Origin of the sequence: Janthinobacterium sp. Mn2066, assembly GCF_049319705.1 — a bacterium.
GTDB lineage: Bacteria > Pseudomonadota > Gammaproteobacteria > Burkholderiales > Burkholderiaceae_D > Janthinobacterium.
This window is the reverse complement of sequence record NZ_JBMOUF010000001.1, coordinates 180,215-204,859: the sequence shown is the minus strand read 5'-3', so window position 1 is coordinate 204,859 and position 24,645 is coordinate 180,215. Positions and strand designations below refer to the sequence as shown.

Genomic DNA, 24,645 nt, shown 5'->3' with positions numbered 1-24,645 from the left:
ATGATCAAACCGGGCCACCGCGCCTTTCCCCGTACCGTCTCGCGCAAGCTGGCCAACGATTTGCTGCGCGCTTCGCGGCTCGACGCGCCTGCCGTGCTGGTGGGCTTGCGCAGCCGCGAAGAAGGCCTCAGCTCCAGCGAAGTGGCGGCCCTGCAGGCCCGCCATGGCAGCAACCAGGTGGCGCATGAACGGCCGCTGCCCTGGTGGCGCCAGCTGTGGTCAAGCTACCGCAATCCGTTCAACCTGCTGTTGTCGGTGCTGGCGGCCGTCTCGCTGCTGACTGGCGACATGCGGGCCGCCGCCGTGATCGGCGCCATGGTGGTGATATCGACCCTGCTGCGCTTTGGCGTCGAGCGCCGCTCGCATGGCGCGGCCCTGCGCCTGCAAGCCATGGTCGGCAACACGGCCACCGTGCTGCGGCGCGACCTGGCCCATGAGGCAGCGGACGATGCGCGCCGCTATTTCGAGGTGCAGTTGCATGGCCGCGATTCGAGCGCGCTGGAAGTGCCCTTCATTGCGCTGGTGCCGGGCGAGATCGTGCTGCTGTCGGCCGGCGACATGATCCCGGCCGATTGCCGCGTGCTGGTCGCCAAGGATTTGTTTGTCAGCCAGGCCGCGCTGACGGGCGAGTTTTTCCCGGTCGAGAAGTTCGTCGACCGCCAGCGCTTTGCCGGCGACAATCCGCTGGAACTGGACAACCTGCTGTTCATGGGCACCACCGTGGTCTCGGGCACGGCCAGGGCGGTGGTGCTGACGACGGGCAGCCGCAGTTATTTCGGCGCCGTTGCCGCCCAGCTCAGCGAACGGGGTCGCGAGCCGACGGCCTTCCAGGCAGGCGTGAACAGCGTCAGCTGGCTGCTGATCCGCTTCGCACTGGTGCTGGCGCCCTTCGTTTTGCTGATCAATGGCGCCGCGCGTGGCGACTGGAGCGAAGCGTGCCTGTTCGCGCTGTCAGTGGCGGTCGGCCTGACGCCGGAAATGCTGCCCGTGATCGTCACGGCGGCCCTGGCCCGTGGCGCGGCCACGCTGGCGCGCCGCAAGGTGATCGTCAAGCACCTGGACGCGATCCAGAACATGGGCGCCATGGATGTGCTGTGCCTGGACAAGACGGGCACGCTGACCCAGGATGCGCTGGTGGTGGCGCAGCACACGGATGCCTTCGGCGCCGACAGCGGCACCGTGCTGCGGCTGGCTTTCTTGAACAGCCATTTCCAGACCGGCCTGAAAAACCTGCTGGACACGGCAGTGCTGGCGCATATGCCGCCCGACACGGCGCAGGAGCTGGCGCAGAGCTACGTCAAGATCGACGAGATTCCGTTTGATTTCCAGCGCCGCCGCATGTCGGTGATCGTCGGCGCAGCAGACAGCGACGGCGAAGAGACACATCGTTTGATTTGCAAGGGTGCGCTGGAAGACGTGCTGTCCGCCTGCACGGCCGTGCGCCAGGGATTGGCCACACTGGCGCTGGACAAGGCCGTGCTGGAACGCTTGCTGCGCGTCACGCGCACCCTGGGCGAGCAAGGCTTGCGCGTGGTGGCGGTGGCCGAACGGGCCGTGCCGCGTGCACAGGCGACGTTTTCAACGGAAGACGAAGAGCAGCTGACCCTGGTCGGCTATCTGGCCTTCCTCGATCCCGTGAAAACCAGCGCGGCGCAGGCACTGGAGGCCCTGACGACGCAGGGCGTGACCCTGAAGATCCTCACCGGCGACAACGAACTGGTCACGGGCAAAGTCTGCCAGGAGCTGGGCCTGGCCATGTGCGGCATGGTGCTGGGGCCGCAGATCGAACGCCTGGACGACGTGCAGCTGGCGGCGCTCGCTGCCCGCAATACGGTGTTTGCCCGCCTGACGCCCTTGCACAAGGAACGCCTGGTGCGCGCCCTGCGCAGCGATGGGCATATCGTCGGCTTTATCGGCGATGGCATCAACGACGCGGCGGCCCTGCGCACGGCCGATATCGGCATTTCGGTCGATACGGCCGTCGACGTGGCGCGCGATGCGGCCGACATCATCCTGCTCGACAAGGATTTGACGGTGCTGGCGGCCGGCGTGCGCGAAGGCCGCAAGACCTTCAGCAATATGCTGAAATACATCCGCATGTCGGCCAGTTCGAACTTCGGCAATGTGTTTTCGGTGCTGGTGGCCAGTGCCTTTTTACCGTTCCTGCCGATGCTGCCGCTGCATCTGCTGGTGCAAAACCTGCTGTACGACGTGTCGCAGGTGGCGATCCCGTTCGACCATGTCGATGAAGAATTGCTGAGCAAGCCGCTGCAATGGAATCCCCAGGGCATCGGCCGCTTCATGCTGTACTTCGGGCCCCTGAGCTCGATCTTTGACTTGCTGACGTTTGCGCTGATGTGGTGGGTATTCCACGCCAATACGCCAGCCAGCCAGGGTCTGTTCCAGTCGGGCTGGTTCGTGGTGGGCTTGCTGACGCAAGTGCTGGTGGTGCACCTGATCCGTACGCCGAAACTGTCCTTCTTCGACAGCGTGGCGTCCTGGCCGGTGCTGGCCATGACGGCGGTGATCATGGGCATCGGTATTTATCTGCCGATGGGTCCCCTGGCAAGCTATTTCCAGCTGGTGGCGCTGCCGCTGGCCTACTTCCCGTGGCTGCTGGGAATACTGCTGTGCTACGTGGTGCTGGTGACGGCCTTGAAACGCTGGTATATCCGCCGCTACGGCTGGCGCTGAAGCGGCAGATGCACAACGTACATCGTTAGTCAGGCTGTGCCGGCGCTGCAACGGCGCCGGCATGGTCTGCCTCTGCTTCAGGTCCGGACTCTGCATCCGATTCAGCGTCATCATCTCCCTCGCCATCGGCGGGCTTGGGATTGTTTTTCGCTTCCAGCTTGCGCCGGGCTTTTTCTTCGGCCTTGCGTTTCTTTTCCAGCTCTTTTTGTCGCTTTTCGTATTGGAAATTGGTCTTGGCCATGAACTACCTCTTGAGTGTTTAAATGTGACAGCTGTACACACCAGGCACATTATGACGCAACTTATGACGCGGCTGCAGCAAACACACCATTTTCAGCCCCGCGGATGATGCTGCGCATGCAGCAGTTTCAAGCGTTCACGCGCCACATGGGTATAAATTTGCGTGGTGGAAATATCTGAATGCCCAAGCAATAGTTGCACGACACGCAAGTCCGCGCCATGGTTCAGCAAATGCGTGGCAAACGCGTGGCGCAAGGTGTGCGGCGAGAGGGGCGCCGTGATGCCCGCCTGCAGCGCATGTTTCTTGATGACAACCCAGAACATTTGCCGCGTCATCGCCCCGCCGCGCCGCGTGACAAACAGGGCGTCATCCATCTGCCCATCGAGGATCACCCCGCGCGCTTCCTTCAGGTACCGCTCTATCCACAGCCGCGCCTGCTCGCCAAACGGCACCAGGCGCGTCTTGCTGCCCTTGCCCGTGATGCGCAGCACGCCATCGTTCAGGCTCAGCTCGACCGATTTCAAGTCGACCAGTTCCGACACGCGCAAGCCGCTCGCATACATCAGTTCGAGCATGGTGCGCTCGCGCAAGCCCAGCGGCGTACTGACGTCGGGTGCGGCCAGCAGTGCCTCGACCTGCGCTTCGCTCAGGGTATGCACGAAACGGGGAGCTTGCTTGGCTGACACCATTTTCAGACAAGGGTCGGCGGCAATATGTTTTTGACGTAGCGCAAGCTGATAAAAACGCTTGAGCACGGACAAGCGCCGGTTCGACGAAGTGGCCTTGCTCTCCTCGTGGCGAGCGGCGAAATACGCTTCGATGTCGCTGGTGGAAACGTCGTACAGGCTGTCGCGCCCCGGCCGCGCCACTTCCAGCCAGCGCGCAAACAGGCGCATGTCGCGCCGGTAAGCGTCCAGCGAGTTCTTTGACAAGCCATCTTCCAGCCACAGGCTGTCGCAGAATTCATCGATCAGGGTCGCGTTGTCAGGCGCCAGCAAGGCATTCATCATCGGTAGGCCTCCACGCCTTCATGCGCCAGCAGCCAGCGCTTCACGCCCAGGTGAAAACCGGTGGCGTCATCCTGGTTGGAGAAACCGCCCAGGCCGCCGGCCGCCGTCACCCGGTGGCAGGGGATCACCAGCGGAAACCAGTTGGCGCCACAGGCCTGGCCCACGGCGCGCGGCGCCGAGCGGATCAGCCGGGCCACGTCGCCATAGGTGCGCACCTGGCCGCACGGAATCGAGGCAATCGCTGCCCACACGCGCTGCTGGTAGGCGCTGCCCAGCGGGGCCAGCGGCAAGTCGAAACGATACGCGGGATCGGCAAAGTAACGGCCCAGCTGTTCGGAGGCGCGCTGTGCGACGGCGTCCTGCGCGTCTTTTTCGTGAAAATGCGGCGGCAGGTAGACCAGTTCGCGCAGCAGCCCTGCCTCGGTACGCACGCCCACGGCGCCGAAAGGCGCGGCGACGATCGCGTTGAACAGTTCGCTACCCTGTTGTTTTTTCATGAACTTTACAAATTGGATTGTGGTAAATAAGCAACTTGAGCTTCAAAATCAAGCCTCAAAAACCTGCTTCAGCCAGATTATGCACGCTCCGTGGCGTTGCCGGCGGGCCGTTGCGCGAGGCGAAAAAAAAGCGCACCAGACGGTGCGCTTCAAGTAATGCTTCACGTTCCCGGTCGTTTGGGTCCGCCGGTGGCAGCGCGTGGCCGCAGACAGCTATGACTCAACAACTTCTGTGAAACGTGTGTCTCCTCAATATATCCCCGGTATCAATACCGTTGTTATAGACCACTCCCCCACCAACTCTGTGACCAATTCTGTACTACCACCTTGCTACCAGTGCGCATATCGATATGCAAGCACCCCGGCAAGGCTGCCCATCATAACGTATTTAACCGACGGAATCGATTTTTTTTGCGCCATGATGGGGCGTAGCGTTTTAACTATAAATGAGATTTGGCAACCACAGGGAGATTTGCGGCACATAAGTCACCAGTCCCAGGAAGGCCAGCATGGTCAGCAGCCACGGCATGACCGCCACCGTCAGCTCGGAAATACCCATCTTGGTGATACCCGAGGCCACATACAGGTTCAAGCCTACCGGCGGATGGCACATGCCCACTTCCATGTTGACCACGATCAAGATACCGAAGTGCACCGGATCGATGCCCAGCTTCATGGCGACCGGGAACAGGATCGGCGCCATGATCAGCACGATCGACGACGGTTCCATGATGTTACCTGCCAACAACAGCAAGACGTTCACGACCAGCAGGAAGCTGATCACGCCCAGGCCCTTGCCCGTGATCCATTCCGCCATTGCTTGCGGGATGTTTTCACTGGTCATCAGGAACGAGAACAGCACGGCGTTGGTGATGATGTACAGCAGCATGGCCGACATCGAGGCAGAATCGAGCAGCACCTTGCCCACTTGCTTGATCTTCAAGTCCTTGTAGACGAAGACGGCGATGAAGAAGGCATACACGGCAGCCATGGCGGCCGCTTCAGTCGGCGTGAAGACACCCGAATAGATACCGCCCATGACGATGACGATCAGCAGCAAGCCCCAGACGCTTTTCTTGAAGGTCACGAAGCGTTCGCTCCAGCTGGCTTTTTTCATGCGCGGATAATTGTGCTTGCGCGCCAGGAACCAGGTGGTCAGGCCCAGCAGGATGGCCAGCATCAGGCCGGGAATCACGCCCGCCATGAACAGCTTGCCCACCGAGGTATTGGTCGAGACCGAATACATCACCATCACGATCGATGGCGGGATCAGGATGCCCAGTGCGCCCGAGGTGGTGATCACGCCGGCGCCGAAAGCGCGCGGATAACCTTGCTTGACCATCGCCGGCAAGATGATGGAGCCGATCGCCACCACGGTAGCAGGGCTGGAACCGGACACGGCTGCAAACAGCGCGCAGGCCATCACGCCAGCCAGTGCCAGGCCGCCATGCCAGTGGCCGACCATCGAACTGGCGAAATTGATCATCCGCCTGGCCACCCCGCCATGCGTGAGGAAGTTACCGGCCAGAATAAAGAACGGGATGGCCATGATCTCGAATTTTTCGATGCCCGTGAAAATCTTCAGGGCCACCGATTCGATCGGCACATGGGTCATGGTAAACAAGAAGGTCAGTACCGTCAGACCCAGCGAAATCGAAATCGGCATGCCGGTCAGCATCAGCGCCAGCAGCAGGACAAAAATAATCAGCGCGTTCATGGCTTGGCTCCTTTTTCTTCCGCCGTCAGTTCTTCATCCAATCCTTCGACGTGCGAATGGTCATGTTTCGGCAAGTCGCCGGTCTTGATGAAGTGCACCATGACTTGCATGAAACGGAAGCACATCAGGTAGGAACCCAGCGGCACGGCCAGGTAGACCAGCCACATGGGAATTTCCATGTCGGCCGAGGTCTGGTCGGTGTGGCCGATGGACCAGACAAAACTGGCGCCCAGGGTACCCACGATGCCCGTAAACAGGGCTCCTGCGCCCAGTCCCAGGATCACGAAACGGTGGCGCCAGCGCGGATTCATGCGGTTGATCAATACGTCAACGCCCACGTGGATGCCGGTGCGCACGCCATACGCGGCGCCGAACTTGGCCATCCAGACGAACATATAGATGCACAGTTCCTGCGCCCAGCTGGTGTTGATCTGGATCAGGTAATCTTGCAGGCCCGGTATCGGCAGGCCCGCCAGGTAGCGGTGCACGACCGCCAGGAAAATAATGAAGGTGGCTGCGCCCATCAGGGACGCAATCAGCCACTCCTCGAGATGATCAAGGAATTTCATGATGAAAACTTTCGAAAAAGAGGGTGAGCACGCGCCGGCCTGCAAAGCAGACGCGCACGGCAAAGCCGGACTGCCTGCCGCCAGGGCAGGTGCAGTCCGCTAGCACCAGGGTGCTGTTACTTCGCGCTTTCCTTGTTGATCGCCGAGATCAGCTCTTTGCCGATACGGCCTTCCATGGCTTTTTGCACCGGTGCCAGGGCTTTGCGCCACTCGGCCTGCTCTTGCACGGTCAGGGTGTAGACCTGGGTCTTGCCGGTTTTCTTGATGGCCTCGAGCGCCTGGTCGTTATCGCGCTGGGCGATGGCTTTTTCAAACGTGGTGGCGTCGCGCATGGCTTGTTCCAGCTGGCCACGGATATCGGGTGGCAAGCCATCCCAGAACTTCTTGTTGACGATCACGGCGTAGCCCAGGTAACCGTGGTTGGAAACGGTCACGTGCTTTTGCACTTCGTTCATCTTTTGCGTGTACATATTCGATGGCGGATTTTCCGTGCCATCGACCACGCCCGTCTGCAGGGCCTGATACACTTCCGAAAACGCCAGCACTTGCGGATTGGCGCCCAGCGCGCGCATTTGCGCGTCGAGTACCTTGGACGACTGGATGCGCATTTTCAGGCCCTTGAAGTCGGCCGGCGTATGCAGCGGCTTGTTGGCCGACATCACCTTGAAACCGTTATCCCAGTAAGCCAGGCCGGTGATGCCCTTCGGCTCCAGCTTTTTCAGCAAGCCCTTGCCGATATCGCCTTCGGTCACGTTGTACAGCGCGGTCTTGGTCGGGAAGATATATGGCAGGTCGAACGCTTCGAATTCCTTCACGCCCAGCGGGCCGAACTTGGCCAGCGATGGCGCCAGCATTTGCACGGCGCCCAGTTGCAAGGCTTCCAGCTCTTCCTTGTCCTTGTACAGCTGGCTGTTCGGATACACTTCGATCTTGACCTTGCCATTCGTGGCTTTCTCGGCCAGCATCTTGAAGCGTTCGGCGGCCTGGCCTTTTGGCGTATCGGTCGCCACGACATGGCTGAACTTGATGACGATGGGCGCCTGGGCATAAGCGTGTACGCCGGCGGTAGCAGTGATAGCCGCGCACAGCGCGACGAGCATGGTTTTCATTTTCATTACTGTCTCCTGATGGTTTTATGGTTATGAAATACTTTATTATTTGTCTACACCGATAGTGTTCTAAAGAAACAGCACAGGCTATTGTGGTTAACCACAATAGCTGCGACCCGAGAAAGCGCTACCCTGCCCGCCATGACGACCCCGCCCACTTTAGCGCGCCGCCTGCAATTGTCCAGCCCCATGCGCTGGCTGGTGCCGGTGATCCTGCTGCTGCTGTTTCTTGCTGTTCTGTTCTGGCTGCCCTGGCAGGCGCGCCAGATGGAAAGCAATGAACGCCAGGAGCAATTGATCGCCGACACCCTGTGGGTCGAGCAGACCATCCGCTTCCAGCTGGCGCGCAACGAGGAAAGCCTGTACAACCTGGGCGGCGATATCGCCACCGGCACCTTGCCGGAAGCGCGCGTGCATGAACGGCTGCAGCAAATGCTGCGCAACGGGCGCGAACTGCAGCGCGTGATCTGGATCGACACGCATGGCAGAGTGCAGGCGTCGAGCGACAACACGATTTCGCAGGAAACGCATTTTTCCGCCCTGTCGCTGACGGCCGGCGACAATGCGCGCCGCCTGCACCGGGGCCAGTACGCGCAGCCATCGCAGCAAAGCGGCTTTCCCGACGCGCCGCCCGGCGCCATGCTGATGGATTACCACCAGCCCCTGTTCCACGGCCAGGAGTATGTCGGCAGCCTGGTGGCCACCTACCAGATCAGCAGCCTGCTCGACGAGATGGTGCCATGGTGGTTCGCCCAGGACAACCAGATTTCCCTGATCGACCGCGATGACAAGGTGCTGGCGCGGCGCGCCGCGGCCGGCCCCGGCCATGGCGTCTACACGCACAAGCGCGCGCTCGACGTGCCCGGCGCCACCCTGATCCTGTTTACCGATAGCGTGAAAAGCCAGCCCAAGCTGCTGCCCAACCTGCTGGTCGGCTCCGTCATCGCCCTCTCGCTGGGCCTGTTATGGAGCTTGCTGGCCCTGTGGCGCCACATTTCTCGCCGGCTGACGGCCGAAGGCGCGCTGCGCCAGCAGATGCTGTTCCGCACGGCGATGGAAAATTCGCTGGTGACGGGCATGCGCGCGCGCGACCTGGAAGGCCGTGTCACCTATGTCAATCCGGCTTTTTGCCAGATGGTCGGTTATCCGCCCGAGGAAGTGCTGGGCCATTTGCCGCCCATGCCTTACTGGCCGCAGGAAGCGATGGAGGAATACCAGCAGCGTTTCGTCAAGGCACTGGCAGACAACACCACGCCGCAATCGGAAACCTATTTTATGCGCGCCGACGGCACGCGCCTGCCGGTGCTGATCTTTGAAGCGCCGCTGGTCGATAAAAATGGCAAGCAGACCGGCTGGATGGGTTCCGTGCTCGATATCTCGGACCGCAAGCAGGTCGAGGAATTGAACCGCCAGCAGCAGGAAAAGCTGCAGACCAGTTCGCGCCTGGCCACCATGGGCGAACTGGCCTCGATGCTGGCGCATGAACTGAACCAGCCGCTGGCGGCCATTTCCAGCTATACGACAGGGGCGCTGAACCTGATACGGCGCGCCATCGATGGCGGCAAACCGGTCGATCCGGTCACCTTGCGCCCGGCGCTGGAACAGGCCAGCGCGCAGGCGCAGCGGGCCGGCCAGATCATCCGCAGCGTGCACGACTTCGTGCGCAAGAGCGAGCCGCAGCGCCAGGAAGTGGCGATCCGCACCCTGCTCGACGGCATCCGCGTGCTGATCGACCTGCAGGCGCGCAAATACTATGTGACGATCCAGGAAGAGATCCCGCACGACCTGCCCCTGCTGTGGGCCGATCCGGTGATGATCGAGCAAGTGCTGCTGAACCTGACGCGCAACGCCATCGAGGCAATGCAGGACGCGGCGCCCGGACGGCGTATCATGCGCCTGCGGGCCAGCTATGACGCGCAGCAGGAAATGGTGACCGTCGACGTGATCGACATGGGCCATGGCATCGCACCCGAAGTGGCGGAGCGGCTGTTTTCGCCGTTTTTCTCGACCAAGGCCGAAGGCATGGGCATGGGATTGAATATCTGCCGCACCGCCATCGAGTTTCACGGCGGCGCGCTGACCTTCAGCGCCAACCCGGCTGGCGGCACCATCTTTACCTTCAGCGTGCCGGCCGTGCCGCGCGCGCCGCAATCAACAACCGTAACAATATCAAGACAGTAACCGGAGAGCCCATGCTGCATATCATCGACGACGAAGAAGTAGTGCGCGATTCCCTGTCCTGGCTGGCCGCCTCGCGCAGCATCGAGGCGCGCAGCTACGCCAGCGCGCAGCAATTCCTCGACAGCCTCGACGGCAGCTTCGACGAAGCGGGCGACTGCGTGCTGCTCGACGTGCGCATGCCAGACATGAACGGCATCGCCCTGTTCGACCAGCTGGTCAAGCGCGACCTGACGGCGCGCCTGCCGGTGATTTTCCTCACCGGCCACGGCGACGTGCCGATGGCCGTCGACAGCCTGAAACGGGGCGCCTTCGACTTCTTTGAAAAGCCGTTCAACGACAACGACCTGATGGACCGGGTGCAGCAAGGCCTGGCCAACTCGCGCCAGGCCGGCGAACTGGCCGCCGTGCACGCGCGCCTGGCTACCCTGTCCACGCGCGAACGCGAAGTGCTGGACCTGATTTTGGCGGGCAAGATGAACAAGGTGGTGGCAGACAAGCTGGGCATCAGCATGCGCACCGTGGAAGTCCACCGCGCGCATATCTTCGACAAGATGCAGGTCAAGACGGCGGTGGAGCTGGCGGGGTTGTTGAAATAGGATTAGCGCAGTAAAAATCTGGGGTCAGTCCCTTCGGGATCGGAATACGCTCCATTGGAGCGCATTCCCCCGCCGGGTCTGACCCCGGCTCTTGCTAATCGTCGTGATTCTGATGGTGTTCCGCTGAACCTTGTTTCCAATAACTGGCCACATGCATATGCTGCTTCGGCAAGCCCGCCTCCAGCAGATAACGGCGCAAATCCTGCACCTGGCCCAGTTCCGTCGCCACCCAGGCGTAACCGTCGCCATCCTGCGGCAAGGCCACCTGGCGCAGGACGTCGAGCAGCAGGGCGCCGCTGCGGCCGTTGCGCGGCACCCAGCGCACCTCGCACTGCGCCTCGCTGTCGAGCGTGATCTGCTCACCATCTTCGGCGATTTCAATCACCGCGATGGCGCGTGCGCCGGCCGGCAACTGCTCCAGGCGGCGGGCGATGGCCGGCAAGGCCGTCTGGTCGCCCACTAATACATACCAGTCGAAATCGAGCGGCACCAGCAGCGAGCCGCGCGGACCGCCCACGCCCAGGGTCTGACCGGGTTTCGCCTGTTCGGCCCAGGTCGATGCAGGCCCGTCGCCATGCAGCACGAAATCGATTTCCAGTTCGTGACGCTCCGCGTCATAGCGGCGCGGCGTGTAATTACGGGCAATCGGGCGTGCCCCTTCCGGATACTCGATCGGGTTGGCGCCATTGCCCAGGATCGGGAATACCGGCGTTTCCTGGCCCGGCGCAGGGAAAAACAGTTTCACATGGTCGTCGTGCGCGGGCGAGACAAAGCCTTCCAGGTCGTCGCCCGCCAGGGTGATGCGGCGCATATGGGCCGTCAGCTGTTCGGTGCGCACGACGGTCAGCACGCGCAGTTTCAAGTCATGCCGCACGCGTTCGATGGCGTGCGGGTGCGATGGGGTAGTGACATTACTCATCTTGGATGATCCTTTTATCAGAATGAATTCAGTGCCCGTCGATGATCTGATTGGCAGCGTGCTCCAGCACGGCCGCCACCCGTTCGGCTTCCGCTTCCGTCCAATTGGCCTTGTTCAGCATCAGCGCGTGTTTCAAGGTATGCATGGCCTCGCGCACGCGTTCCGGTGCTGACTGTTTCGCCTGGATGCGGGCAAACATGTCGAGGCGGGCCAGGATGCCATCGACCTGCACCCGGTTTTCCGCGATGTAGGCCCGTCCCAGCTCGGTGATGGTGTAGAGCTTCTTGCCGCTGGCGCTTTCGGCCGCCGTCACGTAGTCCTGCTCTTCCAGCAAAGTCAATGTCGGGTAGACGGCGCCGGGGCTGGGGGCGTAGGCGCCGCCGCAACGCTCTTCGATGGCCTTGATGATTTCATAACCGTGCCGGGGGCTCAGCTCGATCAGCGCCAGCACGATCAGGGGCAAGTCGCCGCGGCCGAAGACGCGCTCGGGCCGTTCGCCGCGCCCACCGCGGCCACCGGGACCGCCATAGCCGCCCATGCCGTCGCGCTCGTCGAAGCCGCGCGGACCGCGGCCGTGCATGGCATAGTGCTCATGTTCGCCGCGATGGTGGGGATGATGATGACCATGGCCGCAATGGCCGTATTCTGTATGGTGTGAGTTTCTCATGTTGACTCTTTAAAGATATATCGTTAGTAGGTGTCTGTATACTATATCGATATATCGATAAGTCAAGCGAAAATTTGTAGCAGGCATGTTCTGCCTTTGTTATGCTCGGCTTCCCACCATTCACAGCGCGCGCAACCATGCCGGAAAAAACCGTTCTTGAGAAAATGTATGTGAAAAATGCACAGTCCCTGGCTGTACTCAATCAGGGCGGCGAGCAGGCGGCCCTGCTGGCGCAGCTGCCGCAGGAAAGATGGGTGCAGGAGGACGCGCACGCGGACTGGCTGCTGCTGTTTGCGCGCAACCGCCTTGAGCTGGAAGCTTATCTGCCGCAGGCGCAGGCGCGCCTGGCGCCGGGCGGCGCCATCTGGGTGGCGTACCGCAAGGGCGGCATCAAGGCGGGCAGCGATATCCACCGCGACGATATCCGCGAGTATGCGCAAGATGTGGGACTCGACAGCGTGGCGATGATCGCCATCGACGCCGAATGGTCGGCGCTGCGCCTGAAACAGCTATAAAAATCAAGCGGCGCCGTGCAGCGCCAGCGCCCATTCGATATGTTCGCGCACCATCGCCGATGGATGCGCGCGACGCGACAGCAGCGCGGCGACGATGTCGGGCTGACCCGGCGCCTTGGCGGCCGCATTGCCCATGCCGACGGCCAGGTTGCGCAGCCAGCGTTCGTGGCCGATGCGGCGGATCGCGCTGCCTTCCATGCGGCGGCTGAACTCCTCTTCCGTCCAGGCGAACAAGGCCACCATGCCGGCACTGCCCAGGCTATGGCGCTCGTCGAAATCGGGCACCACGGCGCGCTGGGCGAACTTGTTCCACGGGCAGATGGTCTGGCAATCGTCGCAGCCATACACCTTGTTGCCGATCAGCGGGCGCATCTCGACGGGTATGGCGCCCTTCAGTTCGATGGTCAGGTAGGAAATGCAGCGGCGCGCATCGAGCTGGTGCGGCGCCAGGATCGCCTGGGTCGGGCAGACCTGGATGCAGGCGCTGCACTGGCCGCAGTGCGGCGTTTCGGGCGGGTCCACCGGCAGCGGCACGTCGATCAGGATCTCGCCCAGGAAAAAGAAGGAGCCGCCCTGGCGGTTGATCAGCAAGGTATGCTTGCCGCGCCAGCCCAGGCCCGCCTTTTGCGCCAGTTCCACCTCCATCACGGGCGCCGAATCGCTGAACACGCGGTAGCCGAAGTCGCCGATCTCTCCCTTGATGCGTTCGGCCAGTTGCTGCAGCCGCGAGCGCATCACCTTGTGATAGTCGCGGCCCCGCGCATACACGGAAATCACGGCCGCCGACGGATCGTCGTCGCGCGCCTTCTCGCGCGCGCGCCAGTCCTCGCCCATCGCCGCCGGCAGATAGTTCATGCGGGCGCTGATGGCGCGCACCGTGCCCGGTACCAGTTCGGCCGGGCGCGCACGCTTCATGCCATGGCTCGCCATGTACTCCATCTCGCCGTGGTACCCTGCATCGAGCCAGGCTTGCAGCGGCGCTTCCATGTGGGCCAGGTCCACGTCGGCGATGCGCACCTCGGCAAACCCCAGCTCGCGTCCCCATAATTTGATGGAGCGCGCCAGGGCATCGAGATCGGTGACGGTAGCAGGCATGGGGATTTATCGGAACGAATGGGGAGTTAAGCGAAACGGCAGGGACGCAGGCGGTTACAATGACACAAGCCTCTATTTTATGCGATACCGAAGACCATGACCGAACACTTCCAAGCCCACCTCCATGACGAAGCCGGCACGGCCGCGCTGGGCGCCGCCCTGGCACGTGCGCTGGCGCCTGGCCTGGCGATCTATCTGCACGGCGACCTGGGCGCCGGCAAAACGGCCCTCACGCGCGCCCTGCTGCATGCGGCAGGCCACACGGGCCACGTGAAAAGCCCCACCTATACCTTGTCAGAACCATACTCGGTGCAGCTCGATGGCCAGGCCGTGCAAGTGATCCATTTCGACCTGTACCGCATGGGCAGTGCCGAGGAATTCCTCGACGCGGGCTTCCGCGAAGACTTCAATGGCCACAATATCTGCATCGTCGAATGGCCGGAAAAAGCCGAACCTATCCTGCCGCCGGCCGATTTGAATATATATTTGAGCGTTGCCGGGGCGGGACGTGATGTAGAATTGCAGGCGTCTTCTGAATTGGGTCTGTCATGCCTCCACCGTCTCAAATTCGCCCCGAACCTTTGATTACCTCGCCGATCACGCGGCGCACGGTACTCAAGGCTGGCGGCACCCTGCTGTTGTCCGTCTTCGCGCCGCTGCCGGCGATGGCTGCACAGATCCTCGCCGTGCGCGTCTGGCCGGCAGCGGACTATACCCGCGTCACCTTGGAAAACGACAGCATCCTGAAGGCCACCCACTTCATCGTGAAAGATCCGGAGCGCCTTGTGATCGATATCGAGGGCCTGGAACTCAATCCCACGCTGAAAGGCCTGGTGGCCAAGATCCAGTCGAACGACCCGTACATCAAGCAGGTGCGCGTGGGCCAGAACCGCCCCAATGTGGTGCGCCTGGTGTTCGACCTGAAAGAAGAAGTCCGGCCGCAGCTGTTTACCCTGCCGCCGGCCGGCTCCTACAACCATCGTCTGATCTTCGACCTGTATCCGGTGCAGGAACCGGACCTGATCGCGCAAATGATCGAAAAGGGCGACTGGTCCAGCGATCCGGCCAAGCCGCCCATGGCCGATACGCGTACGCCGCCGCCAGCGCTGCCCCTGCCCGACAGCGGCAAGCCGCCGGTGGCCGTGGCGCCGCCAGCCGAAATCCGTCCTGACGTGCGGCCCGAACTGCGCCCAGAGGTTAGACAAGACCCGCGCCCCGAGGCGCGTCCCCAGCCAGGCCAGAAAGTGGTGCGCCTGATTACCATCGCGCTCGATCCTGGTCACGGCGGCGAAGATCCGGGCGCCACGGGCAGCCGCGGCAGCCGTGAAAAAGACATCGTGCTGTCGATTGCCAAGCGCCTCAAGTCCAAGCTGGAAATGCAGCCGAACATGCGCGTCATGCTCACGCGCGACGCCGACTTCTTCGTGCCGCTGGGCATGCGCGTGGAAAAGGCGCGCAAGGTGCAGGCCGACCTGTTCGTCTCGATCCACGCCGACGCCTTCATCCAGCCGAGCGCACGCGGCTCGTCGGTGTTCGTGCTGTCCGAAAAAGGCGCCACCTCGTCGGCAGCGCGCTGGATGGCCAACAAGGAAAACCAGGCCGACCTGATCGGCGGCGTCAACGTCAAGAACCACGACCAGCAACTGGCCAGCGTGCTGCTGGACCTGTCGACGACGGCGCAGATCAACGACAGCATGAAGCTCGGTTCCGCCGTGCTGCGCGAAATCGGCGGCATCAACCGCCTGCACAAGGGTTCCGTCGAACAGGCCGGCTTCGCCGTGCTGAAAGCGCCGGACATCCCGTCGATCCTGATCGAGACGGCCTTCATCTCCAATCCGGAAGAAGAAGCCAAGCTGACCGACAATGCCTACCAGGACCAGCTGGCCGACGCCATCGTCACCGGCATCAAGAATTATTTTGCCAAGAATCCGCCGCTGGCGAAAAGTCGCTCGGCCTGATACGAAAGTCCCGCATGCGCAACACGACTACCTTTGGCCAGCTGCCGGCCGTGACCATCCGTGCCGCCGATGGGGCGGAGGCGACCGTCACCCTGTACGGCGGCCACCTGGTGTCGTGGCGCACGGCCGATGGCCAGCAGCGCCTGTTCTGCAGCCGTGATTCCGCCCTCGATGGCAGCCGCGCCATCCGTGGCGGCGTGCCCGTGATCTTTCCCCAGTTTGGCGCGCGCGGCAACGGCATGCGCCACGGCTTTGCGCGCGTCTCGACCTGGCAGGCGGGTCCGCACGGCGTGGACGATGGCGCTGCGTTTGCCGAATTCAGCCTGCACCACACCGACCTGCCCGAGGCCATCGCCGCCGCCTGGCCCTACGCCTTTACCTTGCGCCTGCGCGTGCGTGTGCACGCACACAAGCTGGAACTGAGTTTGACGGTGCAGAACACCGGCGACCAGGCATTCCCGTTTTCGGCCGCCCTGCACACCTATTACAACATCGATCAATTAAGCACGGCCCGCATCGAGGGCTTGCAGCACGTGCGCTACTCCGACGACACGCCGCAAGACGCGCTGCAGGCCGAAGAGCACCTGCAGTTTGCCGATAAACTGGACCGCATCTATTACCAGTTGCCCGGTCCCTTGAGCCTGCATGCCGGCGGTTCGGTCCTGAAGATGACCCAGCAAGGCTTTACGGACGCCGTCGTCTGGAACCCCGGCGCGCAGGACGCCGCCGCCCTGCCCGACCTGGACGACGACGAATACCCGCACTTCATCTGCATCGAGCCGGCGCTGATCCAGCCGGATTTGCTGGCCGCCGGCGCCGAGTGGAATGGGCGCCAGCAGCTGGAATTTATCTAGTTCGAATGCCGGGGTCACCCGTCGGAACTCGGCGTCCCCGTCTGACCCCGGATTTAGTTGGACTCTTTGATGATACGCCCATTGGTCGGCTGTATAGGCCGCGCATTCAAGGGATACAAACGGCTGAACAGCGCCATCTGCGCCGCCGACGCCTGCACCGGCTGTTTCATCACCAGCCACAAGACGTTTTCGCTGCACGGCGGCTCCGTCATCGAGCCCATGAAGGTGTAGTAGTCGCGTCGCTCGGGCAGCAGGTTGGCCGGGTCGAGCAGGATCGACGGGCTGACGGTATCGAATTTTTCCAGCGGCAGGTTATTCCACACGGTCTGGATGGTCGGCTGCGGCTCGCCCCGTTCCAGCAGCAAGGCCAGGATGGCCAGCCGGCCTTCGGCGTCGCGGTGCACCAGGTGCACCACCATTTCAAAGCCCTTGCCATTGATGCGCTCTTCCGACGGCCGGTGGAAGTGGAACTGCTGCAGCTCGTACATGCGGTTCTGCACCGTGATGTAATTGCCGCTGCCGACGCTCACCTGCACCGTATGGCCATTGTCGACCACATTAAACGAGGAGGGGTGATAGTCAAAGCTGATACGCTCCAGGTCGACCTTCATGCCATCGCGGATATCGATCGGCGACTGGCGGTTGCCGGTGCTGCACTTGGCCCAGTCCACATTGATCTTGCTCCAGTTGGCCGGGCCGCTATCGCCTTCGTACGACCAGTGGGTGCCGCGCGCGACTGGCGGCGCTGGTGGCGCGACTGGCGCCGCCGCTTTCGCCACGGCGGCCCTCCTGGCGCGGGCGGCCGCGCGCGCTGCCTGGGTAGCGCGCATTTCAGCCAGCCGCGCCGCGATGCGTTCGGACAGGTCGACTTCGGACGCTTCTTCCTTGTCGCGCGCCGTGGGCGCCACATTAACGGGCACCTTCGCGGGCGGCTTGCCTTTCACGGATTCGGTCAGGGTTTTCACGGCAGCGGCACGGGCGGACGCCGACACGGGTCCGCTAGCCGGGGCCGATGCGGCAGACGAGTCGGACGCGGGGGCATCTTTGGCGCTTGCCATGGCCGCCATGGCGGCAAGGCTGCAAGCTAACAGGGCGCTCAAGTGTCGCATGGAAATCCAGAAAGTAAGAATACCTACTGGTTTACGGCTGGAAAGCAATAAAACTTGAATCAGCGGGAAGTAAAGCGAGCAGCAAAACGAGGGAGCGGGAGGGAAACCGCTCCAGGGCAGGCTGCAGGCGGCGCTGCGGCGCATGGGCCCTGGATCGGTAAAACGCTGGGGCGTCAGGATTACGCCGCGCGGTTGGTCATTTTCTTGTAGAGTTTCCAGATGCCGCCCAGGGCCACGGGCACCACGGCGGCGCCGACACCGACCAGCACGATGATGGTCAGGTGGTCGCGGATCCACGGGATATTGCCAAAGAAGTAGCCGGCCGTCACCAGGCCCACCACCCACAGCAGGGCGCCCGTGATGTTGTACATCTGGAAGCGCGCATGCGTCATGTCGGAAATGCCGGCCACGAACGGCGCAAACGTGCGCACCACCGGCACGAAACGGGCCAGGATAATCGTCTTGCCGCCGTGTTTTTCAAAGAAGTCATGCGTACGGCGCATGGCGTCCTTGTTGATCCAGCGGTAATCATGGGTAAACACCCGATGCCCGATGGCCTCGCCTATCCAGTAATTCAATGTGTTGCCCGTGATGGCAGCCGTCACCAGCAGCGCGATCAGCAAGCCCAGGTGCATCTGTCCCGTCGCGCAAAAGGCGCCGGCGATAAATAATAAAGTGTCACCAGGAAAGAAAAACAGCACCACCAGGCCTGTTTCGCAAAAAATAATGGCAAAAAGCACGGCATACACGAGCGTGCCATACTGTTCAATCAAGATGCCCAGCGTCTTGTCGACATGGACGATCATGTCAAGAAATTGCACTAAATCCATATGTTTTTTCCCTAAAGGTAGCGGCGGAATCATACACCACCGGACAGGCGCGACGGCAGTCTGCGGGCCGATATTTTGTGATTAATTTTGCAGCGCCCCTGAGCATCCCTTATTTGTCTTGCCATTTTAAGTAAAGGTTAAGGAAACACCAGCATCGCCATGCTGCGGAGCATTTCCGCCGAAACATTGTCATTCCGGTATACACTTTCCACCTGGCGCAAACGGCGCCCACCTGGAGACCCTCTATGCCCTCAAGCATGTATCGACATACCCTGAATAGTTTGCCCCTGGCCCTCGCACTGGCCCTGCCCTGCATCGCAGTCCAGGCTGGCCCCGCGCCGCAGCCACGCATCGCCGCGCCGGCCGAACTGGCACCGGTCACCACCGCCGCCGACGTGATCAAGGCATCCCAACCTTCAGACTGGCGCCCGCTGGACCCGAACAACACCCTGTACCTGGACATCCCGGCTGGCCGGGTGGTGCTGGAATTGGCGCCCGACTTCGCGCCCAGACACGTAGCCAATATCAAGGCGCTGGTCGCCGAGCACTATTACGACGGCCTGGCGATCACGCGCGCGCAGGATAACTGGGTAGTGCAATGGGGCGACCCCGATGAAAAAAATCCGAAAGCCATCCTGCATGCGCAGCGCACCCTGCCCGGCGAATTCACGGTGCCGCTGAAAAACGTGAAAAGCTTTACGCGCCTGCCTGACGCCGATGGCTATGCGCCGCAAGTGGGTTATTCGAACGGCTTTCCTTCCGCGCGCGACCCGCAAAGCGGCACGGCCTGGCTGACGCACTGCTATGGCACCGTGGGCGTGGGCCGCGACAATGGCAGCGATAGCGGCGGCGGCACCGAACTGTACGCCGTCATCGGCCAGTCGCCGCGCCACCTGGACCGCGACATCACGGTGGTTGGCCGTGTCGTTTCCGGCATGCCGTTGCTATCGACCCTGCCGCGTGGCACCGGGGCTATGGGCTTTTATGACAGCCCCGAAAAAAACGTGCCGATCAAATCGATCCGCCTGGCTGCCGACGTGCCGCCCGAACAGCGCAGCCATCTGGAAGTGATGCGCACCGACAGCGCCGCCTACCAGGCCGTGCTGGAAGCCCAGCGCAACCGGGGCGGCCCGTGGAGCAAGGTCAAGGCTGGGCATATCGACGTGTGCAGTGCGCCGATACCGGTGCGGGAAGCGGTGAAATAGACCCACAGGCAAATGCTGGGGTCAGACCCGCCGGGTCTGACCCCGGTATAATCTACCGCATGAACGCGCCCATTCCCCCCCACCGCCCCATCCAGGCCCTGCCTGACCAGCTGATTTCGCAAATCGCCGCCGGCGAGGTGGTGGAGCGGCCGTCTGCCGTGGTCAAGGAATTGCTGGAAAACGCGCTCGATTCGGGCGCCACGCAAATCACGGTGCGGCTGGAAGAAGGGGGCGTCAAGCGCATTGCGATTACCGATAACGGGCGCGGCATCGCCAAGGACCAGCTGCCGCTGGCCCTGGCGCGCCACGCCACGTCCAAGATCGCCTCATTGAGCGACCTGGAAAACGTGGGCACCCTGGGTTTTCGCGGCGAGGCGCTGGCGTCGATCGCCTCGGTGGCCGCCGTCACCCTGACATCGCGCACGGCCGACGCCGCCCATGCCTGGGAAATCGTCGGCTCACACCTGGGCAACGTCGGCCCATCCTCGGGCGCGCCGGGCACCACGGTCGATGTACAAGACCTGTATTTCAATACCCCCGCGCGGCGCAAATTCCTGAAATCGGAACAGACCGAATACGGCCATTGCGCCGAAGTCGTACGCCGCATCGCGCTGGCGCGGCCCGACGTGTCGTTCTCGCTATCGCACAATGGCCGCACCATCGACCAGTGGAATATCAGCGAACTGGCCAAGCGCAGCGCGCATATCCTGGGCAATGAATTTGCCGAAGCGCGCCTGGCGCTCGACGAATCGGCAGGGAACTTGCGTCTGCACGGCTTTGCCGGCTTGCCGACCGCGTCCAAGGCGCGCGCCGATGGTCAGTTCTTTTATGTCAATGGCCGTTTCGTGCGCGACAAGCTGCTGGTGCATGCGGTGCGCATGGCGTATCAGGACGTGCTGCACGGCGACCGCTTCCCGTCGTACGTACTGGCGCTGGACCTGGACCCGGCGCTGGTCGATGTGAACGTCCACCCGTCGAAGATCGAAGTGCGCTTCCGCGACAGCCGCTCGGTGCACCAGTTCGTGTTCCACGCGGTGCAGCGCGCGCTGGCGCAAACCTCGGCCACCGCCTTCGGCAGCGTGCCGGCGCCACTGCCGGCCGCGTCCAGCCTGGGCGACAGCACTAATGGTGCGGGCGGCCCCGGCATCTGGCGCCGCGAACAGACGCAAACGTCGTTCGGCGCCCAATTTACGAATACCTTTGCACCGTCGCCAGGCGGCGCACCGGAACGCCCCTTCTTTGGCGAACTGCCCGGAGTCGCCCAGGACACGGCCGCCTATGGCGCGCTGTTCGGCGGCAGCGGCAGCACAGCCAACTCGCCGATCACCCAGATTGCACCGTATATCGCTACGCCCGAAGCGATGGCGCGCGAAGAGTATCCGCTGGGCTTTGCCCTGGCCCAGCTGCACGGTATTTATATCCTGGCGCAGAACACCAAGGGCCTGGTGCTGGTCGACATGCATGCGGCGCACGAGCGCATCCTGTATGAACAGCTGAAAAACGCGCTGCAGGCGCAAGTGTCGGGACAGGACATGCAAGTGCAGTCGCTGCTGATCCCCGTGACGTTTTACGCGGACGCGATCGAAGTATCGACCGCCAATGAAAACCAGGACACCTTGAAGGCGCTGGGTTTCGACATCGCCGCCCTGTCGCCCACCACCCTGGCCGTGCGCTCCGTGCCCACCCTGCTGAAAAACGCCGATGCGCAAACCCTGGCGCGCGACGTGCTGCGCGACGTGCGCGAATACGGCGGCTCGCGCGTGCTGATCGAGCGCCAGAACGAATTGCTGGGCACCCTCGCCTGCCACACGGCCGTGCGCGCCAACCGCATCCTGTCAGTACAGGAAATGAATGCCCTGCTGCGCCAGATGGAAAGCACCGAACGCGCCGACCAGTGCAACCATGGCCGGCCGACCTGGGTGCAGGTTGAAATTAACGCGCTGGATAAGCTGTTCCTGCGCGGGCAATAACTCCGGGGTCAGACCCGGCGGGTCTGCCCCCAGCTTTTAGCACTTCACAGAATTAATATGACAAGTACCCCACACCTCCCCCTGGCCGTCGCCATCATGGGCCCTACGGCCAGCGGCAAGACGGCCAGTGCGCTGGCGATTGCGCAGCAGATCCCGTCCGAGATCATTTCCGTCGATTCGGCCCTGGTTTACCGGGGCATGGATATCGGCACGGCCAAGCCATCGAAAGAAGAACTGGCCCAGGTTCCCCATCATCTGATCGATATCATCGATCCGCTCGACGCCTATTCGGTGGCGCAATTCCGCAACGACACCCTGCGCCTGGTGGCCGAGATTACGGCACGCGGCAAGCTGCCGCTGCTGGTCGGCGGCACCATGCTGTACTTCAAGGGCCTGGCCGATGGCCTCGATGATTTGCCGGGGGCAGATCCTGCGCTGCGCGTCCGGCTGGAGGCAGATGCGGCGACCATCGGCTGGCCCGCCATGCATGCACGCCTGGCCGAACAGGATCCGGTGACGGCGGCCCGCCTGGCGCCCAACGATGCGCAGCGCATCGGCCGGGCGCTTGAAATCATGATCCTGTCGGGCCAGCCCATGTCGGCCCTGCTGGCCCAACGCGAAAAAACCGAGTTGCCGTTTCAATTGCTGTCGTTCGCGCTGGAACCGTCGGACCGCGCCGTGCTGCATGCCCGCATCGCCACCCGCTTCGACATCATGCTGAAAGACGACGCCCTGCTGGACGAAGTGGAACAATTGCGCCGCCGCGGCGACCTGCATCCGGGCTTGCCATCGATGCGCTGCGTGGGCTACCGCCAGGCCTGGGAATACCTCGATGGCCGTATCGACCGGGCCACCCTGCGCGAAACAGGCATCATCGCCACGCGCCAGTTGGCCAAGCGTCAACTGACGTGGCTGCGCTCCATGCCGGAACGCGTCGTCATCGATTGCCTGGCATCGGACCCGGATCCGGCGAGCGCCATGCTGGCGCACATTGAACAAAAGCTGCAACAGTAGTCGCGAAAAAGGCATAAATTATTTTGCACCGGCATTGACAAGGAAATCGGAAGACTGGATAATGCTCGCCTGTCGGGTGATATAGCTCAGTTGGTTAGAGCACAGCATTCATAATGCTGGGGTCGGTGGTTCAAGTCCACCTATCACCACCAAGAATTAGCAGTAAGTTAGTAGCAATCGAAAAAACCGCCACTGTCCAGTACAGCGGCGGTTTTTTTCATTGCCGAAGATTAAACATGCGGCCTGCACGCCACAGCCGTGCATGCGGGGATTGTGGCAAAACGTCATCGGCGCTTACAATGAGAATAATTCTCATTTATAAAGTCCACATGTCCACCGTCCAGCCCAGCCTGCAGCAGCAAGTGCACGCGCTTTATAGCGAGCATCACGGCTGGCTGTTCGGCTGGCTGCGCAAGAAACTCAGCTGCCCGCAGAGTGCGGCCGACGTGGCGCAAGACACGTTTGTGCGCATCATCGCTTCGCGCGACGCCCTGTTCGGCCTGCGCGAACCGCGTGCTTTTCTCTCCACCACGGCCAAGCGCTTGCTGCTGGACCGGGCACGCCGGCAAGTACTCGAGCGCAGCTACCTGGCCGAACTGGCCCTGCTGGCCGACAGCCTGCCCGGTGCACCATCGCCCGAAGAGACCTTGATGGCGGTACAGGCGCTGGAACAGATCTCCAACGCGCTACAGCACTTGTCCAGCAAGCCGCGCGAGGCCTTCTTGCTGCATTACCTGGAAGAGCTGCCGCAAGCGGTGGTCGCCGCGCAGCTGAAGGTCTCCACGCGCATGGTGCAAAAATACCTGGTGCAAGCCTTGCTGGCTTGCCGCCAGGCCTGCCCGGCCATGACGGCATGAAGACCACCGATGATGTCCTCGCCGAACAGGCGGCGCGCTGGATCGTGCGGCTCAGCGACGACGATGCAGCAGAGCGCGAAACGGCACAAAGCGGTTTCGCTGCGTGGAAGGCGGCCGATCCACGGCATGCGGATGCCGCCGCCAGCATGGAAAACCTGCTGCAGCAATTGAACGCCGTGCGTGGCCAGGCCGGTGGCGATGTCCGGCCAGCCCGCGCCGCGCTGGCTGCCGTCGCCCCGAAACGCCAGCGCACGCGCCGCCTGGCCAGCGCCGGCGCAGCGGCCATGGTGATACTGGCGGCAGGCTACACGGCAAGCGTCGGCCCCTCTTACCTGCTGGCCGACCTGCGTAGCCCCACGGGCCAGTGGCGCACACAGACGCTGGCCGATGGCAGCCGCCTGACCCTGGGCAGCGGCAGCGCCGTCAACGTCCGCTTCAGCGCCGGCGAACGGCACGTGGAGCTGGTGCAGGGCGAAATGCTCGTCGAGGTCGCCAGGGATAAGCATCGGCCGTTTATCGTCGACAGCAACCAGGCGGCCCTGCGAGCACTGGGCACGCGCTTCACCGTGCGCAAGCTCGATGAAACCACGGTGCTCAGCATGCTGGAATCGACCGTCTCGGCACAGGTGCCGCAGCACCCGGCAGTCAAGGTGCAGGCGGGCCAGCGCACGCGCATCACGTCCGACGGCGTCGGTCCGCTGGTATCGTTCGACGCGGCCAGCCTGCAAGAGGCCTGGTCCGCGCACCAGCTGGTGGTCGATGACCAGCCTTTGACCGAGGTACTCGACGAGTTGGCGCGCCACCGCCCCGGCCAGCTGCGCTACGACCGCGCCCAGCTGGCCAACATCCGCGTGGCGGCCGTGCTGCCGCTGGACGACACGGACAAGGCGCTGCAGCTATTGGCCGACAATTTCCCGCAGCTGCGCATCCGCATGCTGACGCGCTACCTGGTACTGGTCGACATGCCCGAAACAAAATAATTGCTGTTCGTGGTTCCACTTTGCGTTTCTCGTGCGTCATGGCAGCTGAGATCATTCA

At 62.6% G+C, this 24,645-nt stretch carries 23 protein-coding genes and 1 tRNA gene; 13 read left to right on the top strand and 11 right to left on the bottom strand.

From position 1 onward, the window contains the following. Positions 1–2,694 carry a magnesium-translocating P-type ATPase gene (gene mgtA, locus ACL9RI_RS00915; protein ID WP_422724725.1) on the top strand — a complete coding sequence of 898 codons (2,694 nt, stop codon included), beginning with the start codon at positions 1–3 and terminating at the stop codon, positions 2,692–2,694. 25 nt (positions 2,695–2,719) lie between these two features. On the opposite strand, the gene ACL9RI_RS00910 is transcribed toward mgtA, so the two are convergent. The 6 genes from ACL9RI_RS00910 to ACL9RI_RS00885 all read right to left on the bottom strand — a co-directional run bounded on the left by ACL9RI_RS00910 (position 2,720) and on the right by ACL9RI_RS00885 (position 7,837). Then, a complete protein-coding gene (locus ACL9RI_RS00910; protein WP_422724724.1) occupies positions 2,720–2,935 on the bottom strand; it encodes a hypothetical protein in 216 nt (71 codons plus the stop codon). A gap of 92 nt (positions 2,936–3,027) precedes the next feature. After that, positions 3,028–3,945: a site-specific tyrosine recombinase XerD gene (gene xerD, locus ACL9RI_RS00905; RefSeq protein ID WP_422724723.1), complete on the bottom strand. Its 918-nt coding sequence runs from the start codon at positions 3,943–3,945 to the stop codon at positions 3,028–3,030. Continuing rightward, a complete protein-coding gene (locus ACL9RI_RS00900; RefSeq protein ID WP_422724722.1) occupies positions 3,942–4,442 on the bottom strand; it encodes a methylated-DNA--[protein]-cysteine S-methyltransferase in 501 nt (166 codons plus the stop codon). The genes xerD and ACL9RI_RS00900 overlap by 4 nt, the downstream gene beginning before the upstream one ends. Positions 4,443–4,878: 436 nt before the next feature. Then, on the bottom strand, positions 4,879–6,159 hold the full coding sequence (locus tag ACL9RI_RS00895) for a TRAP transporter large permease (protein WP_422724721.1): 1,281 nt from the start codon (positions 6,157–6,159) through the stop codon (positions 4,879–4,881). Continuing rightward, positions 6,156–6,728, bottom strand: coding sequence for a TRAP transporter small permease (locus tag ACL9RI_RS00890; protein ID WP_183675223.1), 573 nt, complete (start codon positions 6,726–6,728; stop codon positions 6,156–6,158). Before ACL9RI_RS00890 ends, ACL9RI_RS00895 begins: the two co-directional genes overlap by 4 nt. Before the next feature lie 116 nt (positions 6,729–6,844). Continuing rightward, complete coding sequence (locus tag ACL9RI_RS00885; RefSeq protein WP_422725158.1) at positions 6,845–7,837, bottom strand: TRAP transporter substrate-binding protein; 993 nt, start codon at positions 7,835–7,837, stop codon at positions 6,845–6,847. A 141-nt stretch (positions 7,838–7,978) separates the two neighbouring features. Here ACL9RI_RS00885 and ACL9RI_RS00880 point away from each other — a divergent pair, with 141 nt between their 5' ends. After that, positions 7,979–10,018: a PAS domain S-box protein gene (locus ACL9RI_RS00880; RefSeq protein WP_422724720.1), complete on the top strand. Its 2,040-nt coding sequence runs from the start codon at positions 7,979–7,981 to the stop codon at positions 10,016–10,018. An 11-nt stretch (positions 10,019–10,029) separates the two neighbouring features. Continuing rightward, positions 10,030–10,614 (top strand): response regulator transcription factor, encoded by a 585-nt coding sequence (locus tag ACL9RI_RS00875; protein WP_183675217.1) that lies wholly within the window; start codon positions 10,030–10,032, stop codon positions 10,612–10,614. Between the two features lie 94 nt (positions 10,615–10,708). Here ACL9RI_RS00875 and ACL9RI_RS00870 read toward each other — a convergent pair whose 3' ends face one another. Together ACL9RI_RS00870 and ACL9RI_RS00865 are read right to left on the bottom strand one after the other, a co-directional pair. Further along, the gene (locus ACL9RI_RS00870; RefSeq protein ID WP_422724719.1) at positions 10,709–11,533 is read right to left on the bottom strand and encodes a siderophore-interacting protein; all 825 of its coding nucleotides are present in this window, start codon (positions 11,531–11,533) and stop codon (positions 10,709–10,711) included. 28 nt (positions 11,534–11,561) lie between these two features. Next, on the bottom strand, positions 11,562–12,200 hold the full coding sequence (locus tag ACL9RI_RS00865) for a helix-turn-helix transcriptional regulator (protein ID WP_422724718.1): 639 nt from the start codon (positions 12,198–12,200) through the stop codon (positions 11,562–11,564). A gap of 170 nt (positions 12,201–12,370) precedes the next feature. On the opposite strand from ACL9RI_RS00865, the gene ACL9RI_RS00860 reads away from it, so the two are divergent. Then, on the top strand, positions 12,371–12,715 hold the full coding sequence (locus tag ACL9RI_RS00860) for a DUF3052 family protein (RefSeq protein WP_422724717.1): 345 nt from the start codon (positions 12,371–12,373) through the stop codon (positions 12,713–12,715). Between the two features lie 3 nt (positions 12,716–12,718). Here ACL9RI_RS00860 and queG read toward each other — a convergent pair whose 3' ends face one another. Further along, positions 12,719–13,810, bottom strand: coding sequence for a tRNA epoxyqueuosine(34) reductase QueG (queG, locus tag ACL9RI_RS00855; RefSeq protein ID WP_422724716.1), 1,092 nt, complete (start codon positions 13,808–13,810; stop codon positions 12,719–12,721). A 96-nt stretch (positions 13,811–13,906) separates the two neighbouring features. Between queG and tsaE the strand changes: the two genes are divergently transcribed. From tsaE to ACL9RI_RS00840, 3 genes are read left to right on the top strand one after another with little or no spacing between them, the layout of a single operon-like run. After that, positions 13,907–14,395, top strand: coding sequence for a tRNA (adenosine(37)-N6)-threonylcarbamoyltransferase complex ATPase subunit type 1 TsaE (tsaE, locus tag ACL9RI_RS00850; RefSeq protein ID WP_422724715.1), 489 nt, complete (start codon positions 13,907–13,909; stop codon positions 14,393–14,395). Further along, positions 14,359–15,768 (top strand): N-acetylmuramoyl-L-alanine amidase, encoded by a 1,410-nt coding sequence (locus ACL9RI_RS00845; protein ID WP_422724714.1) that lies wholly within the window; start codon positions 14,359–14,361, stop codon positions 15,766–15,768. Before tsaE ends, ACL9RI_RS00845 begins: the two co-directional genes overlap by 37 nt. A 14-nt stretch (positions 15,769–15,782) precedes the next feature. Beyond that, positions 15,783–16,622, top strand: coding sequence for a D-hexose-6-phosphate mutarotase (locus tag ACL9RI_RS00840; protein WP_422724713.1), 840 nt, complete (start codon positions 15,783–15,785; stop codon positions 16,620–16,622). Between the two features lie 53 nt (positions 16,623–16,675). Here the strand turns inward: ACL9RI_RS00840 and ACL9RI_RS00835 are convergent, their stop codons facing one another. Further along, positions 16,676–17,731, bottom strand: a complete 1,056-nt coding sequence (locus ACL9RI_RS00835; protein ID WP_422724712.1) for a carbonic anhydrase — start codon at positions 17,729–17,731, stop codon at positions 16,676–16,678. Positions 17,732–17,910: 179 nt separating this feature from the next. Next, positions 17,911–18,561: a VTT domain-containing protein gene (locus ACL9RI_RS00830; RefSeq protein ID WP_183675189.1), complete on the bottom strand. Its 651-nt coding sequence runs from the start codon at positions 18,559–18,561 to the stop codon at positions 17,911–17,913. Positions 18,562–18,806: 245 nt separating this feature from the next. Between ACL9RI_RS00830 and ACL9RI_RS00825 the strand changes: the two genes are divergently transcribed. From ACL9RI_RS00825 to ACL9RI_RS00800, 6 genes are all read left to right on the top strand, one after another. Further along, the gene (locus tag ACL9RI_RS00825) at positions 18,807–19,766 is read left to right on the top strand and encodes a peptidylprolyl isomerase (RefSeq protein WP_422724711.1); all 960 of its coding nucleotides are present in this window, start codon (positions 18,807–18,809) and stop codon (positions 19,764–19,766) included. Positions 19,767–19,825: 59 nt separating this feature from the next. Next, positions 19,826–21,736, top strand: coding sequence for a DNA mismatch repair endonuclease MutL (gene mutL / locus ACL9RI_RS00820; RefSeq protein WP_422724710.1), 1,911 nt, complete (start codon positions 19,826–19,828; stop codon positions 21,734–21,736). Positions 21,737–21,793: 57 nt separating this feature from the next. Next, complete coding sequence (gene miaA, locus ACL9RI_RS00815; protein ID WP_422724709.1) at positions 21,794–22,750, top strand: tRNA (adenosine(37)-N6)-dimethylallyltransferase MiaA; 957 nt, start codon at positions 21,794–21,796, stop codon at positions 22,748–22,750. A 75-nt stretch (positions 22,751–22,825) separates the two neighbouring features. After that, positions 22,826–22,902, top strand: a tRNA-Met gene (locus ACL9RI_RS00810). Positions 22,903–23,079: 177 nt separating this feature from the next. Further along, a complete protein-coding gene (locus ACL9RI_RS00805) occupies positions 23,080–23,607 on the top strand; it encodes a sigma-70 family RNA polymerase sigma factor (RefSeq protein WP_422724708.1) in 528 nt (175 codons plus the stop codon). Continuing rightward, positions 23,604–24,587, top strand: a complete 984-nt coding sequence (locus tag ACL9RI_RS00800) for a FecR family protein (RefSeq protein ID WP_422724707.1) — start codon at positions 23,604–23,606, stop codon at positions 24,585–24,587. Before ACL9RI_RS00805 ends, ACL9RI_RS00800 begins: the two co-directional genes overlap by 4 nt. Positions 24,588–24,645 lie beyond the last annotated feature (58 nt).